This is a genomic window from Pedobacter sp. (assembly GCF_035566355.1).
Lineage (GTDB): Bacteria > Bacteroidota > Bacteroidia > Sphingobacteriales > Sphingobacteriaceae > Pedobacter.
The window spans coordinates 1-15,708 of record NZ_DATMRL010000154.1 but is presented as its reverse complement, the minus strand read 5'-3'; the positions used below and the strand labels follow the sequence as shown (position 1 = coordinate 15,708).

Here is a 15,708-nt window from a genome sequence, read left to right as displayed (position 1 = left end):
GATCCATACCTCTTCCAGACCTGTTATAAGGATCCCAACCTATACTGGGCAAATTAAGATAAGGCACATCATTACTCAATCCAGTCCATAAGTAGGTCCAGAAAGCCAGTACATTTTGCTGATGAGGTTTTGTATTTAAAGGAACATATTTTCTTGCATCCAGGTATAAAGATTTCCAGCTGGAGTTGCTCCCCAAAAACTTGGGATTGGTTCTCAATACCGCATTAAAATAACTGCCGGGAAGTGGGTTAATAGAACTTGATCTGGTATCATAAAGCAAATTAAATGATATACCTGAAGAAAAGGAGTTACTCCCTTTTTGCGTTCCCACGTGGTAACCGGAAAACTGTTCCAGTTGTGGATCTGTATCCGCGGTATTGATATTGACGAAATAGTCAAGGTTATAGCCAAAACCAGCGTAAAAATAAGGCTTGATACGTTTCAGTGCACTTTGATAGAAGCGGATATACTTATAATTCACCAACAGCTTATTGTCCTCCTGTCCGCTTCCCAGGCCCCAGGTATACTGAGGGTAAACCAGAAAACGAGTATCTCCCTGAATCACCCAGGTATTGTCTTTAAGCCAGACATCTGATCGTAAAGGCAGTCCAAAACGTCCTTTAAAATTCCAGTAAGGAGCAAAACCAGCGCTGGATATATTGGTTGTTTTGCGCGGCCCGAGATAGAAACCTGCGGTAGTAGAGGTAACCAGTGCCCTTCCTCCTCCCGGAACATTACCACCTATAGGCAACAAGGAAAAAGCAATCTTCTTTTCTCCGACTTTTGGGTTTTTACTGGGCTTTATCTTAAAAAGAACTTTGGCTATATCAATCAAATCTCTTTTATTAGAAGTATCTCTGGGCTTTTCGTTAAGCACCTTGGAATCGCCGGCTGTTTGTGCATGCAATGCAGAAGTAGAAAACAACAGAAAAATTAACGTATAACATTTATTCATAGATACGGCGTTATTTATAAGTTTCTTAACGATATGCAAAAATAGAACCAATTGTCTAAGAAGAATACCTAATCTTTTAAACAGAGAAAGATTATTTGACGGTTAAGCAGCTAAGAATTTATATTTGTATGGTTTAACTTCACCATTCCCATAGATGAAAACAACCCGGTTTTGTGTTTTACCTGTTCTCTTTATTGCTGCATTCCTGATGGCACGTGCAAGTTATTCCCCTGTTCAGGCTGTTCGTGGTGGTGCTATCCGGTCAGATACTTTGAAGGTAATGGCCTATAACATTCTAAACTACGGGGATGATTGCCAGGGTGGTCCGGAAAAATTAAACACCTACCTTAGAACCATTATCAAACATACAAAGCCAGACCTGCTCAGCTGCGAAAAAATTGCAGCCTTTGAACCTGGAAATCGTAAATCTTCCAATTTTGCGACACTTATACGTGATCATGTACTTAATATAGTTTTCAAAGACCGTTATGCTTATGCAGATCCAAGTAATGAAAGTGAGGCGGATAATATGTCGGTACTGTTTTACAACAAGCAAAAACTGGCTTTCGTTAAAACGGAAACTCTTCTGGCAAGGATTACAGACTTTAACCTCTACAAATTATACTATAAAGACCCAAAACTGGCCAGAACTAAAGACACTGTTTTTTTATATGTTCTTGTTAATCATACCCAATCTGGAGACAACAGTAAACAAAGGGATAAACAAATGACCAAAGTCATGGAAAGAATTCGGGAAAAGTTCCCAAATCTACCCAATCTGATCGTTATGGGCGACTTTAATACCCGAAAGACAGAAGAAGATGGCTACCAGGCTATAGTGGATTCAGAAAAGGCCGGTGCCAGAATGTTTGATCCTCCATTCTACCCAGATCAGATCTTGAGTTATCCGGCCAACTGGACCAAGCGGCCGGAATTATATCAACGTTTTCTAACCACCTCCACCCGCTTGTCTGAAACTATTCCAAACCAGTGTGGTACCGGGGGTGGCGCTAAATCCTGGTACGATCATATTTTTATTTCTCCTCCACTGGTCAGCGGCAGCAAGAAGATTAAATATGTACCAAACTCCTATAAGACAATTGGAAATGATGGCCAACGTTTAGGTATTGAAGTCAACAGCAGAACAATGCGTAATACAGCTACTCCTTATGACCTTGCCGAGGCATTGTTCCAGTTTTCAAATAAATATCCTGTAAGTATACAACTAGCCGTTAAAACCAGGTAACAGGTTATTCAAAAGTATTTAGTCAGGATAAATGGTCGGTGAGTCTGAAGCGGAGGTGAAAATTCGTTCCCCGTCCTTCTTCACTCTCGAAATCGAGTTCAATACCGTATTGTTCGCATATGTTCATCGTAATGTGCAGTCCCATTCCTGTTGTGGACTCTCCTATAGTACCTTCTCTTTTCGCTGCTGTGAATTTCTCGAAAAGCAAGGGCTTCATTTTTTCGGGTATACCTATACCGTTATCAGAAATACTTACCTTACAATACGGTCCATCTATAACTGAATGAAGTTCAATCTTACCGTTTTCCCTGGTAAATTTTATTGCATTATTAAGGATGTTATCTATGGCCCGCCGAACGGCAATAGCGTGTCCATAACTGTACTTCTCTGCTTCCGGCAGTACAACACTCAAGCTGATATTCTTTTTTTGCAGGCTCACCTGAAAGTCATTTGCACAAATTTCCAGAAGCCCCCTGAGTTCAAAAAAATCACCTTGTACGGCCAATTGTTTATGGCTTGGTGGCCTGAGCAGTTCATGAACAAGGTTGTGTGCATTGGTACAAGCCGTTTTAGCCATAGAAAGTATTTCTGTGTGATCGGGGTCTTCCAGCATTTCCTCCAAAATTCCTACTATCCCCATAATATTTGAAATAGGCGTTTTTAAATCATGAACTACTGCCTGCAAATCTTGTTTGTGTTTTTCCAAAGAATCAACCAGGTGGTTGGTCATATCTCCTTTATGGAGCACACCAATCAGTTTATTATCTTCATAGACCGGCAATACTTCAGACCGGCTGTCCATCATAATTTTCAATGCCTCGCCTATCCTCATATCTCTTTGTAGTTCAGGCTTCTGAGACAAACAATCCACCACTAAATGATGTGTTTTAGATAAGAGATCATTTGCATTAATCAAACCTATTGGCTCATCCTCCATCATCACTACTGCTCCCCCACTTGAAATGATTTTATGCTTTACTTCATAAATGCCATCAAAGGCATTGACAGTCAGGAACTCGTTTCTAATAAATGGAGCGATCATTATCTTATTATTCTAATATGTTATTGATTTCAATGTTTTCAATAGAAATATTAATTTTAAAGTCGACCCGGATCAGCTCGCCATCTGAAACGAAGGGGAAAACATTTTTGGTTAAGATATGCAACACTTTTTCCACCGGCATTTTCTTCAAAATATGTTTATTGATAAAAACGGTTTCAACACGTTCATCTTCTACCTCCACACTAAGAAAACCATTGGGCAATAACATTTCAAAGGATTTACTTAGGCCTATCTTTCCCTGCACACAATTTTTGCCAACAATCAGGATATCCTGGAAAGGAGGAAGTTTAATTTCCTCGAAGTTGATATTGATTGAATATTTAACATTTCTTTCGTTCATAACAAGTCCCAATAGTAAATGATAATATGCTTAATTGGCAATTCTGTTTTTACAAAATATTAAATCATGCTACAGCAAATGTAATTATTTTATTTTTCGTATCGCGTTATAAACATATAGTAAACAACCAAAAAGTGAAAGCACAGTTTAAAACTGTGCTTCTTTTTGACAAAAACATGGTAAAATCAGATGCCAGTTATAAAAATCTCTTATTTACAGCATTCCAATCTACAATATTCCACCAGGAAGCTATATATTCATTTCTTTTGTTTTGATATTTCAGGTAATACGCATGTTCCCAAACATCTAAAGCCAGTAAAGGCGTACCTTTTTCACTGGCATTATCCATAAGCGGATTATCCTGATTAGCGGTTGAAGTAATGCTCAGTACGCCGTTGTTATGGATGAGCCAGGCCCATCCTGATCCAAAACGGGTTAACGCAGCTTGAGAAAATTTCTCTTTGAACTGATCAACAGACTGGAAAGACTTCTCGATTGCTGCCTTTAATTTCCCCGAAGGAGCAGTTGGACCAGATGCCTGCATAGATTCCCAGAAAAAATTATGATTCCAGGCACCACCGCCATTATTTCTTGCTTTTGCAGATAAGGTAGATGCCTTTGAGAAAAAGTCATATTCGTCTTTAAAACTCAAATGATCGGTCTGGATAGCTTCATTTACATTTTTAATATAGGCTGCATGATGCTTGGTATAGTGTATTTCCATAGTCAGGGCATCAATATGTGGTTCCAGCGCAGCATAAGCATATGGAAGCTTTACCTGAGAAAACACAAAGCCCTGCCGATTTTCCTCGGCAAGATCTTTTGCAAAAGCAGGAATAACATTTAATGTAGATAAAGCTGCTACACCCAAAGACATTTTGAGGGAGCTTTTTAGAAAATCTCTTCGTTCATTATTTTCCATAATTCTTAATTTAAAGGATTTAAAATATTTTTATGCTTGTCATCCATCCTAATTTAACAATTTCAAATGACCGCTTTATGTTTTTAATTTACCGATTATGACGCTTAACTGATGAATGATTGGACCACTTCTTTCTGACTTGATCACAAATATAATAAAAGTCACTATATAGTCTACTAAAACAGTAGACTATATAGTGAGCTATTTTACTTGTGCCCCATTTTTAATCTCATCACTACCCTGCAGCAGAATTTGGTCTCCAGCTTGAATGTTTCCAAATATCTCTGTGGAATCTGCCGCGCTTAAGCCTTCTTTAACATCAACAATCAGAGCTTTGCCATGCTCCACTTTTATAACATACTCCCGCTCTGTGGATCTTACAATTGCATGATTGGGTACCATTAAGGCTTTAGCGCCGGATAATAACGGAATTTCAACTTCGGCAAACATCCCTGGTTTTAACTGGCCATCCTTGTTGTTGATGTCTACCTCTATAGCCTCTGAACGGGTACTGTTATTTAACGCATTTGCAGAGCGGCTGATCAATGCTCTATAGGTTTTGCCTGGTATAGCAGTAAACAACAAGGAGACTTGTTTTTTCAAATCAACTTTATCTACATAGGCTTCCGGAATATATACTTCCAGTCGCAGTCTCTGCAGATGTTGTAACTGAAAAAGCGGCGCTTCTCCACCCTTACCCGGACCTGCCAATGCACCTGGTGAAACATTCCTTTGGGTGATGACTCCATCAAATGGTGCAGTGATAATGAGATACTGCTGCATATGCTTTACAGAAGCAACATTGGATTGTTCTGAATTGGCGATAGCCAAATCCCCCTTCATCTTGGAAAACGCGTTGTCAAGATCAAGTCTGGATACAGCTCCGGGTTCTTTGGCGGCTTGCTTTAACCGGTTGTATTTATCTTGACTTGCCAGAGATATCTCTTTGGCCTGCAAATATTTAGACCGGGCTGCTTCCAGTTGAGATTCCATTTCTGGCGCTTCAAGGGTAAGCAGTACCTGTCCTTTTTTCACAATCGAACCCCGGTCGGCATACACCTCTTTTACAAAACCATTGGCACGTGCAAACACTGAAACCTCTTCAAATGGCTTCAGCTGTCCTGGTAAGCGTACGGAAGTAGACATGTTCTTTTCATGGAGTACCCCCAATTCGTAACCCTTGGCTTTTTTCGTTTTAGGATTGATTAGAATTGGTTTTTCTCCATGGCTGCAGGAGGAAATAATAAATAGTATAGAAACGACCAGGATACCAAAGACCTGATTGTTCCTGTAGCGGGTTGTTCTGGATGAATTATTCATGTGTTGTATTTTCTGGCATTAATGAAGGTGATTGATAGGTACTTTTTTCCTGCATCCAGGCAAATACCTGGGGAAGGATAAATAAAGCGGCAAGGGTTGAGGCAAATAAGCCTCCGATAACAGCTCTTCCCAGAGGAGCGGTCTGCTCCCCTGCTTCTCCCATTCCGGAAGCCATAGGGATCATGCCTGCCATCATGGCCAGACTGGTCATCAGTATTGGCCTTAATCTTATAGAGGCACTGATAACCGCTGCCCTCGAGGAATCTTTATAATCCAGACGAAGTTTTTCTGCATTGGTTACAATAAGAATTGCATTGGCAACAGAAACGCCGGTAGACATAATCATTCCCATATAGGACTGGAGATTAAGGGTAGACCCAGTGAGAAACAGGGCGGTTAAAGACCCCAGTATCACGGCAGGAACGGTAGAGAGCACGGTTAGGGACAGTTTGAACGACTGATAATTTGCAGCCAGCAGCAGAAAGATCACTAAAATGGCAAGAAGAAGACCGCTCTGGAGACTCGACAGTGTTTCAGACAGTAAACTGGACATCCCCTTGACCTCGGCAAGCAAGCCTTTCGGTGGTTTTCCAAGTGAATTTAATGCTTTTGTGACATCTGCGGTAGCGGTTCCCAGATCTTGTTTATAAATATTGGCACTTACTGTTAGAAAACGCCGCGGTCCTGTACGGTCATATTCGCCGGGTGTATAGATCACTTTAAAAGATGCAATATCTCCCAAAACAGGGCTGCTCTGCCCTTTAACCAGCGGAACTTCGCGAAGTTCTTCCATCGTATCCATCACATATTCCGGAACCTGAACTTGTACCTGATAGGTATAGGCTGCCTTTTCATCCAGCCATTGGTTTTTTTCTGTAAAGCGGCTGGAAGATGTACTTGCTGTAACAGAACGGGCGATATCTTGTACATTTAATCCCAGTTGAGCTGCTTTTAAACGATCAAGGGTGATAGAAACTACCGGCACTTTTAAAGGCTGGACAATCTGAATATCACGCAGGTAAGGTATCTTATGCAACTGATCTGTTACGTGACCCGCAAAACGCTCAATTTCCTGCATGTCTTTACCTGCAACCCTAACTTCTATTGGCGTTGCTGCGCCCTGGCTCATGATCTTTTCTGTCATATCGATAGGTTCAAAGGTTATCCTCAGGTCTGGTATAGACTGCCGGATATTTTTACGCAACGCATCTTTTAATTCATCCATATTTACCTTATACTGTTCATCAAGGTTTACCTGTAAAACAGCTTCATGCGTACCTGTATTAAAGATGTACAGATTACTTGTGCCGTAACTGCTGGGAATAATTCCGACATAACCAGAACTGATGGCCACATGATGATTCACTGTGGCATCTATAATTTGTAGTACTTGCTTAAATTTATCTTCTGTTCGTTCAAGCCGGGTCCCATCGGGCGCCTTAATGCGGATCTGAAACTGGCCATTATTGACCTTTGGCATCATATCTTTACCGATATAGATAAATCCAGCGGCAGCCAGGCCCAAAACCAAGATCAGATAGGCTGGAATGATCAGCTTCTTTTTGCTCATCCAGCTTTTAATGATGTCCATATATTTCAGCTTTACCCGTTCAAAAAGATCATTGTGTTTTGGATCTTTGTGTTCCTCTATCAGGTGCTCTTTAACCTGTTCTCTCTCTATGCTGTCCAGAGCTTCTCCCGCATGGGCGTGAAGGTTTTGATGATCATAGTGCTCGTAACGCTCAGCCTTGATCATCCAGTTGCTCAGGATCGGCACAACGGTCTGGGCGATAATAAAGGAGACGATCATGGTCAATCCGATAGAGAGAGACAGCGGAAGAAACATGGCCTTAGGAACGCCATTCATGAGAAATGAGGGGGCAAAAACAGCGAGTATACAAAGCAGGATCAATAATAAAGGAAACGCAATTTCTTCACAGGCATCGTAAATAGCCTGCCGCTTGCCTTTTCCCATTTCCAGATGCTGGTGAATATTCTCTATGGTTACCGTGGCCTGATCTACAAGAATACCAATGGCCAGCGCCAGGCCACTTAATGTCATAATGTTAATCGTTTGACCAAAAAGGCTGAGCAACAATACCCCGATAAGTATAGAAACAGGAATAGTGATCACAACGATCAGGCTACTCCTCCAGTCTCTAAGAAACAGAAGAACCATAAGCCCGGTGAGCAATGCACCCAATGCCCCCTCACTAATCAAACTTTTGACCGCGTTAACCACAAAAACCGACTGGTCAAATTCATAGGATATCCTGACGTCCGCGGGAAGCAAGCTCTGCATCTCCGGAATTTTAGCCTTCAGGGCTTTGACAACCTCCCAGGTTGAGGCATCGGCTGTTTTAACCACAGGAATATACACTGAACGTTTTCCGTTAATCAGCGCGTAGTCTACGGTCACATCTGCGGCATCCGCCACCCGCGCCACATCTTTAACCAATACAGAAACACCATTTTTGGTCGCTATAGGAATATCGCCAAATTCATCCACGTGTTTCACAAGAGAGTTCATCGATGTTACAAACATGGTATTGTTGATGCGGAGATTACCCGAGGGAGACATCACGTTAAACTTGGCGAGGGCCTCTACAACTTCATCAGGTGTGAGATTATAGCTTCTCAGTTTATTGGGGTCTAAATTCACTGTAACAGATCGGGAATTTGCACCAAAAGGTGGAGGAGCAGAAAGTCCGGGTACTGCGGCAAACATAGGCCGTATGCGGGTAGCTGCCATATCATAAATTTCCTTCAGATTTCGTGATTTTCCGGAAAGAACCAGTTGTCCAACCGGTAAAGAGGAAGCATCAAAACGTACAACCTGGGGTGGCAGGGCTCCTGGTGGGAAAAATTTCATGGCCCGGTTAACCTGGAGTGCCACCTGTGCCGAGGCTTCTGCCATATTGGTGTTTTCATAAAAACTAAGTTTAAGCATGGTTAGCCCCTGTATGTTTTTACTGGTAATGTTTTTTACACCGTTAACATATAGAAACTGGTCTTGAAGCCGCGTAGAAAAGAATCCTTCCATTTGCTGTGCAGACATCCCTCCATAGGACTCTATCACATAAATGGTTGGAAGATTGAGTTGCGGAAAGATATCAATAGGTATCTTAATAGCAGAAAGTACTGCAAAAAGAAGCAGACTTAGCGTAATAACAACTGTTGTAACCGGCTTTTTTAAAGCCGTGGTAACCATAGACATAGTATCTAGTTTAAAGATTTTAAAAATGTATCCACTTTATTTTGGGCTACTGACCTTTGAAAGATTGCACGGCAAAAAGTATATTTTGCTGTGGCATAATCTGTTTCTGCTCTATAGAGAAGGCTAAGCGCAGTATTGAGTTCAATAATATCCGACAGACCACTTTTATACAGAGACAGTTTCTGACGATAAGCAGCCTCTGCAGCATGCAGCTGATGTGGGATTTCCCGGAGCCTTTGCAAGGCGGTATTAAATTCCAGCAAGGCCTGATCTGAACTGCTTTCCAAAAGAACCTGCTGTTCTTTTAATTTCTTTAAAGCAAAATCGGAAGTCAGTTTCTGGGTATGGAGTTGCAATTGCTTATGTTTGATATCAAAGAGATTATAGGTAATTCCAACACCAACCAGATAGTTACTCCGGTCTATCCCCATTCCCTCTCCAAGACTGCCAAAATGATCGTTTGCATCGACACTGGAACCCCTGCCCCAGGCTGCTGCTTCTAACATGATTTTTGGTGCATAGCTCTTTTTAACCAGCTTTTCTTTTTCCATACTGTTTTGATAAAGCGATCTGTAATACTGAAGCCCGGGATGATTTAAAGTATCGGGGCTCATGGGCTCCAGCAAGGAGGCATGTTTAATCAATCGTACTGCGATGGTGGAATCAGGAATGATATTAGAGGATTTCAGACCGCTAATAGCAGCCAATTGCAGTTGAAGCTGACCATATTGATTATTTAGTTCAATTTTATTGAGCCTGGATTTAGAAAGCTCAGCCTCTGCGATACTGGTATCGACTCCTGCCCGCAAACCACTCCGGGCCAGGGCCTGTATAGATTGCCTGATTTCCAGACTGCGGTCTATATTTTTCTGCTGAATAGCCAGCATATTCTGATAGTGGTACAATTTAAGATAAGCATCGATTCCAAAATTTTGAAGTTCAAATTTTGATACTCTAAATCGGTTCTCTTCCACTTTAACTTCAGAAGCAGCCACTTCGTTCTGGGCACGATAGCCTCCAAAATTATAGATCTCCCATTCCAGTGCCGCAATTCCAAGGTCTCCTAAAACTGCACTGGTATTACTTTCGCTCCTCACCCCCCTGGAATTGGATGGAACTATGCCAAACCCCACATATGGTCCGGCAACATTATTATTGCTTCCAATATCTGTTTGATAATTCAGTTTGAGTGACGGAAGCCAATTGTAGCTTGTTTGGTGGGCTATTGCCCGACGAATCTGCACTGAAGCAGAATCAGAGATCAACTCTGGCGAGCTCACAGAAATCTGAGCCAACAGGTCTTGTAAGTGCAGAACAGGTCTGCTTTGCTGCGCACAAATCTGTAACGCACTGATGAGTAAGCAGATCAACAGAACTGCCCTCTTATAGGTATACATAAATATTTGAAATAAGATGAAACGAACGGATCAGTTAAATGGTAGTTCCTGAAAAAAAGGAATATTATATGATCAGTTTTCTATAAGAGATGTAGACTTCTCTGTTGGGTAATAAACTGGAAATAAGAAGCCGGATTGCACGCTGTGTAGTTCCAGATTCAGTCAATCTCTTTAGTGGAAATAGAAAAGACAATAAAGACCAGATAGTTGTAAATAGACTCTCCGGAAGATCGGGTAGCCGAAAAATGGCATCCGTGGGTTCTATGCAGATTTCCTCAGCATATTCCTGTTTGCGTTTGTTGAAGAGCTTCTGCATCAGGAAAATTCCATTTTCATCTGCTGCACGTATGTGTTCACTAATGCTAAAACCAATCATAGGCTTCACACTGAGTAAAATGCCAGCAAGGATAAACAGGATCTTGATATACTTAGATAGGCTCATAGTCTTGACGCAATGCCTTGTAGAGTATGCAAAAATTGATATTATAATTGAAAGATCAAACAGGTCATAGAATTGTTACGTCCCCTACATTTGAAAAATATAATATCATTATTTTGTCATTAGTGATTTTAAATCCTTAAATTAAAGATATTATATTTTCCTTTGATACCGAATGAACGTTCAATTAGAAAATAGCAGCAAAAGAGACGCCATCCTGAACAGCACATTAGAGCTGGTAAAATCGCATGGATTTCATGGTGCACCCATGAGCCAGATTGCAAAAAATGCAAATGTTGCCGCGGGGACGATCTATCATTATTTTGATTCCAAAGAAACCCTGATTATAGAGCTTTATATCCGGACCAAAGAAAGGTTGTCTGACGCCATGTTAAAAGGTGATGATGAAACTCAATCTTACAAGGACCGTTTTTTTAGGTTTATGAGAAATAACTATAATTTTTATGTCGAGAATGAATCTTCAATGCTGTTCTTAGAACAGTACATCAATTCTCCTTTTGCCAAAAATTATCCCGAAAAGGACAGTGATTTATTTACCAATAAAATCATCCCCTTTTTTGAACTTGGTATTCAGTCCAATTATTTTAAAGATATAGACCCACGACTGCTTGGCCCAACAATTCGGGGCACGTTAGTTGCTGCTGCAAGTTTCAGATTATCAGAACATATGGTGTATTCTGAAGAAGACATAAACACCGTAATTCAGATCATCTGGGACGGAATTAAAAGACAATAATTTATATATGATCCTATCTACACTCAATCCCATTTTTAACTATGAAATTAAATAAGTTAATTTTAGTACTGATTTGTGGTTTGTCTGCAACACTCCCCTCTGCTGTTGTGTTTGGCCAAACGTCTGCAAACGACAAACAGCTCAGTAATGCATCCCTGCAGGAGGTGATCAGTTATGCGCTTGTAAATAAGCCAGGTGTTAAACAATCTCTAATAGATGAAGAAATTGGTGAAAGGGACATCCAGTCTGCCCTCTCCGGCTGGTTTCCTCAGATCAATGGAAGTGCCAACTACAATAACAACCTGAAGCAACAGGTGAATGCACTGACTATAAATGGAGAGACCTCTTACATCACTTTTGGAACTAAACATACTTCGGCACTAACGCTGCAGGCAGATCAGCAATTTCTGAATGCAGGTTTAATACAGGCTTCCAAAGCAGCTAAATTTTACAGACAGCAGTATAAACAGAATACGGAGAATACCAAGATCACCACGGTGGTTGAAGTGAGTAAGGCTTTTTATGATATCCTGACCAGTAAAGAGCAGCTTAACATTATTAATGAGAATATTGCCCGCCTGGAAAAACAACTAAAGGATGCAAAAGCTCAGTATGATGTTGGTCTGGTAGACAAAACAGATTACCAGCGCGCGCAGATCAGTTTAAGCAATTCGAAAGCCGATAAGAAAAGAACCGAAGAGCTCATGAAATATAAATATGCTTATCTCCGTGAACTGATTGGTTATGGAACGGAGAAAGAATTGAGCTTAAATTTCGATGCCAGCAGCATGGAACGGGAAATTTTATTGGATACTACCCAGCAGTCTGTTTATGAAAACAGGATTGAATATCGTTTGCTTCAAACCCAGAAGCAGTTGCAACATTTAAATACCAGCTACAATAAATGGTCGTATTTGCCAACGATTGCAGGCTTCGTCAATTATAACTGGAATTATCTGAATGACAACTTCAGTAACCTGTATGACAGAAATTTTCCGAGTTCCGTTTTCGGCCTGACTTTAAAACTGCCGATCTTCCAGGGTACCAAACGTACGCAGGAGATCAAAAAGTCGCAATTGCAGGAAAAAAGGATTGATCTTGACTTGCTAAATGCCAAAAACCAGATCAATACACAGTATCAGCAAGCTATGGCTACCTATAAAGCGAACTTGAATGACTGGAAAACAGCGGGGTCGAATGTAGATATTTCCAAACAGGTATACAACACCATCAAATTGCAGTATGATGAGGGTATTAAAACGTATTTGGATCTCATGACTTCGGAAACAGATCTGCGTACAGCTCAACTCAATTATTTAAATGCATTGTACAGTTTACTTTCTTCTAAACTGGACGTACAACAATCACTAGGAACAATTACCGTAAACCAATAAGCACTCAAATGAAGACATTTAACTACATACAACTTGGCATCGTTATTCTTGGTTCTCTTTCTCTTGCCTCTTGTGGTGGCAATAAGGCTCCTCAGCAGCAAGGCCCCCCTCCTGCTGTACCGGTAACAACTTATAAGGTGGCTGATCAACCAGTAACCACTACAGATACCTACCCCGGTGTGGTTGTTGCGCTCAATGAAGTGGAACTCCGGGCACAGGTTGGCGGTTATATTACCGCAATCTATATTAAAGACGGTCAAAAAGTAAATAAAGGCCAGAAACTTTACGAAATAGACCGCACTAAATATATTGCGGCTTACAATAGTGCAAAAGCAGATCTGGCAGTAGCCAAAGCCAACCGCGATAAAACAAAAAAGGATGCCGATCGCTATACTAAACTGGCTCAGCAGGATGCCGTTGCGAAACAACGCGTGGACTATGCATTGACAGATCTTGCTAACGCAGAGTCGCAGGTTACAGCTGCTCAGGCCAATGTATCATCTGCAGCAAATGATTTGCAGCGTTCTATTATTGTTTCGCCTTTAAATGGAACTATTGGAATTTCTCAGGTAAAATTGGGTGCCCTGGTTTCTCCGGGAACAACTCTTTTAAATACTGTATCAACCAACAATCCAATTGCAGTTGATATCGCTGTCGGTCAGGAAGAGATTCCGAGATTTGAGCAGATGAAGAAAAATCCGCAGGCTGTGAAGGATTCTCTTTTTAGCGTACAGCTTCCTGATGGTAGCATATACAAACGTCAAGGACATATCGTAGCGATTGACAGAGCAGTTGATCCTGCTACTGGTACCATCAAAGTGAGGATTAGTTATCCAAATGAAACCAACAAATTATTTGCAGGCATGACCGTAAACCTGAACGCACTAAACAAAGCACCTCAACATCAACTTGTTATTCCATTCAAAGCGGTGAGTGAGATGTTGGGTCAATACAATGTGATGGTGGTTGGAGACAGCAGCAAAGCTGTGCCAAGGATTGTTAAACTTGGGAAACAATTTGAACAAAACGTAGTTATCACTGATGGATTGAAGAGCGGAGAAGTGATTGTGGTAGAAGGCGTACAGAATGTCAGACCAGGCGCAGTCGTTAAAGAGGTTTCTGCCGCTGAAGCAAATGGACAACAGCCTGCAGCTGGAGCTAAGAAATAGTTTTTAAAAGAATTTCAGACATTATGATTTCAGAAGTATTTATCAAGCGCCCGGTTACGGCCATCGTCATATCCATATTAATAGTTGTAATTGGTGTCATCGTTATGCAAACGCTGCCAATTAGCCAGTATCCAAGTATCGCTCCTCCAACGGTTACCGTTTCAGGCACGTATACAGGAGCTGATGCACAAACTGTGGAGCAGACAGTAACCACCCCCATAGAGAGCCAGATTAACGGTACCCCCGGTATGAAATACCTGTCTTCCAACAGTACTTCTGATGGACAGTCTTCCATCACGGTTACTTTTGATGTAGGTACCAATATTGATGTTGCGGCATTGGATGTACAGAACCGCGTGGGTATTGCAGAACCTGCTTTACCTGAAGCCGTGAGGCGTTTAGGAGTTACTACAAAAAAGGCCAACAGCGATATCCTGATGGTTGTTGGCTTATACTCGCCAAATGGCACCTATGACGAAAAATTCATTTCCAACTACATTAACCTCTATGTTAAGGATGCTTTGCTCCGGATCAAAGGTGTGGGGGATGTACAGGTATTTGGTCAACCTTTCAGTATGAGGGTTTGGCTGGATGCCAATAAACTGGCCAGGCTCGGTTTAACTCCTGCAGATGTTTCTGCAGCCATTCAGGAACAAAATGTGCGTGTTCCGGGCGGAAGTGTTGGTGGAGCGCCACAACAAAACTATCAGACTTTCGAGTTTTCAGTTATCCTTGATGGCGACCTGAATTCTGAAGATCAGTTTAGAAATATCATCATTAAAACAGGAAAAGATGGTTCTCCTGTTTACCTTAAAGATGTGGCAAGAGTAGAACTTGGTGAGTTCAGTTATGCTATAAACTCCAAAGTAAATGGTAAAAAAGCCTCATTACTTGCCATCAATCAAAGCCCCGGCGGAAATGCTGTACAAACGGCAGAAGGTATTGATAAAGCCCTGGAAGAACTCAAAAAATCCTTCCCTAAGGATCTGGACTATACCGTACCCTATGAAACCGTTACTGTTGTAAAAGTATCTATCAGTGAAGTTGTTCATACCCTTTTTGAAGCCCTTATTCTGGTAACCATTGTGGTATTTTTATTCCTTCAAAGCTGGAGGGCTACTTTAATCCCTGTACTTGCCATTCCTGTGTCAATTATTGGTACATTCATCTTCTTTACTTTCTTTGGCTTTTCCATTAACGTATTGACGATGTTTGGTTTCGTACTGGCCATTGGGATTGTAGTGGATGATGCGATTGTAGTGGTAGAGGCTGTCCAGCATTATATCGATCATGAGGGACTTTCTGCACCTGATGCAACACGAAGGGCGATGAAAGACATTACTGCTCCGGTAATTGCCATTGCATTGATTCTTGCGGCTGTATTTATTCCGGTAGGTTTCCTTCCGGGAATGGTGGGACAATTGTATCAGCAATTTGCGATTACGATTGCAGTTTCTGTATTGCTTTCTGCTTTTATCGCCCTCTCCCT

13 protein-coding genes are annotated in these 15,708 nt (G+C 41.3%); 5 read left to right on the top strand and 8 right to left on the bottom strand.

Annotation, left to right across the window (positions count from 1 at the left end):
* A partial coding sequence (locus VNZ46_RS06125) for a BamA/TamA family outer membrane protein (protein ID WP_325559218.1) occupies positions 1–955 on the bottom strand: 955 nt, incomplete at its 3' end.
* A gap of 154 nt (positions 956–1,109) precedes the next feature.
* Here VNZ46_RS06125 and VNZ46_RS06120 point away from each other — a divergent pair.
* Complete coding sequence (locus VNZ46_RS06120) at positions 1,110–2,201, top strand: hypothetical protein (RefSeq protein WP_325559217.1); 1,092 nt, start codon at positions 1,110–1,112, stop codon at positions 2,199–2,201.
* Positions 2,202–2,223: 22 nt separating this feature from the next.
* On the opposite strand, the gene VNZ46_RS06115 is transcribed toward VNZ46_RS06120, so the two are convergent.
* The 7 genes from VNZ46_RS06115 to VNZ46_RS06085 form a co-directional block, all read right to left on the bottom strand.
* Positions 2,224–3,243, bottom strand: coding sequence for a HAMP domain-containing sensor histidine kinase (locus tag VNZ46_RS06115; protein WP_325559216.1), 1,020 nt, complete (start codon positions 3,241–3,243; stop codon positions 2,224–2,226).
* A 7-nt stretch (positions 3,244–3,250) separates the two neighbouring features.
* Entirely contained in the window at positions 3,251–3,604 is a 354-nt protein-coding gene (locus VNZ46_RS06110) for a hypothetical protein (protein WP_133779542.1), read from the bottom strand.
* Positions 3,605–3,800: 196 nt separating this feature from the next.
* Positions 3,801–4,526, bottom strand: a complete 726-nt coding sequence (locus VNZ46_RS06105) for a superoxide dismutase (protein WP_325559215.1) — start codon at positions 4,524–4,526, stop codon at positions 3,801–3,803.
* 201 nt (positions 4,527–4,727) lie between these two features.
* Entirely contained in the window at positions 4,728–5,846 is a 1,119-nt protein-coding gene (locus VNZ46_RS06100; protein WP_325559214.1) for an efflux RND transporter periplasmic adaptor subunit, read from the bottom strand.
* On the bottom strand, positions 5,839–9,063 hold the full coding sequence (locus VNZ46_RS06095) for an efflux RND transporter permease subunit (RefSeq protein ID WP_325559213.1): 3,225 nt from the start codon (positions 9,061–9,063) through the stop codon (positions 5,839–5,841). The genes VNZ46_RS06100 and VNZ46_RS06095 overlap by 8 nt, the downstream gene beginning before the upstream one ends.
* Before the next feature lie 5 nt (positions 9,064–9,068).
* The gene (locus VNZ46_RS06090) at positions 9,069–10,460 is read right to left on the bottom strand and encodes a TolC family protein (RefSeq protein ID WP_325559212.1); all 1,392 of its coding nucleotides are present in this window, start codon (positions 10,458–10,460) and stop codon (positions 9,069–9,071) included.
* Positions 10,461–10,524: 64 nt separating this feature from the next.
* Positions 10,525–10,902 (bottom strand): hypothetical protein, encoded by a 378-nt coding sequence (locus tag VNZ46_RS06085; protein WP_325559211.1) that lies wholly within the window; start codon positions 10,900–10,902, stop codon positions 10,525–10,527.
* Between the two features lie 172 nt (positions 10,903–11,074).
* On the opposite strand from VNZ46_RS06085, the gene VNZ46_RS06080 reads away from it, so the two are divergent.
* The 4 genes from VNZ46_RS06080 to VNZ46_RS06065 form a co-directional block, all read left to right on the top strand.
* Entirely contained in the window at positions 11,075–11,656 is a 582-nt protein-coding gene (locus VNZ46_RS06080; protein ID WP_325559210.1) for a TetR/AcrR family transcriptional regulator, read from the top strand.
* Between the two features lie 41 nt (positions 11,657–11,697).
* Complete coding sequence (locus VNZ46_RS06075; protein WP_325559209.1) at positions 11,698–13,050, top strand: TolC family protein; 1,353 nt, start codon at positions 11,698–11,700, stop codon at positions 13,048–13,050.
* 8 nt (positions 13,051–13,058) lie between these two features.
* On the top strand, positions 13,059–14,219 hold the full coding sequence (locus VNZ46_RS06070; protein WP_325559208.1) for an efflux RND transporter periplasmic adaptor subunit: 1,161 nt from the start codon (positions 13,059–13,061) through the stop codon (positions 14,217–14,219).
* A gap of 23 nt (positions 14,220–14,242) precedes the next feature.
* Positions 14,243–15,708 (top strand): efflux RND transporter permease subunit (locus VNZ46_RS06065; RefSeq protein WP_325559207.1); only part of this gene is annotated, 1,466 nt, incomplete at its 3' end.

Bases quoted from the DNA above. Each gene is read 5' to 3' on its own strand.
- VNZ46_RS06095 (WP_325559213.1), bottom strand. From the start codon at position 9,063: ATGTCTATGGTTACCACGGCTTTAAAAAAGCCGGTTACAACAGTTGTT.
- VNZ46_RS06110 (WP_133779542.1), bottom strand. From the start codon at position 3,604: ATGAACGAAAGAAATGTTAAATATTCAATCAATATCAACTTCGAGGAA.
- VNZ46_RS06115 (WP_325559216.1), bottom strand. From the start codon at position 3,243: ATGATCGCTCCATTTATTAGAAACGAGTTCCTGACTGTCAATGCCTTT.
- VNZ46_RS06120 (WP_325559217.1), top strand. From the start codon at position 1,110: ATGAAAACAACCCGGTTTTGTGTTTTACCTGTTCTCTTTATTGCTGCA.
- VNZ46_RS06080 (WP_325559210.1), top strand. From the start codon at position 11,075: ATGAACGTTCAATTAGAAAATAGCAGCAAAAGAGACGCCATCCTGAAC.
- VNZ46_RS06100 (WP_325559214.1), bottom strand. From the start codon at position 5,846: ATGAATAATTCATCCAGAACAACCCGCTACAGGAACAATCAGGTCTTT.
- VNZ46_RS06070 (WP_325559208.1), top strand. From the start codon at position 13,059: ATGAAGACATTTAACTACATACAACTTGGCATCGTTATTCTTGGTTCT.
- VNZ46_RS06075 (WP_325559209.1), top strand. From the start codon at position 11,698: ATGAAATTAAATAAGTTAATTTTAGTACTGATTTGTGGTTTGTCTGCA.
- VNZ46_RS06105 (WP_325559215.1), bottom strand. From the start codon at position 4,526: ATGGAAAATAATGAACGAAGAGATTTTCTAAAAAGCTCCCTCAAAATG.
- VNZ46_RS06085 (WP_325559211.1), bottom strand. From the start codon at position 10,902: ATGAGCCTATCTAAGTATATCAAGATCCTGTTTATCCTTGCTGGCATT.
- VNZ46_RS06090 (WP_325559212.1), bottom strand. From the start codon at position 10,460: ATGTATACCTATAAGAGGGCAGTTCTGTTGATCTGCTTACTCATCAGT.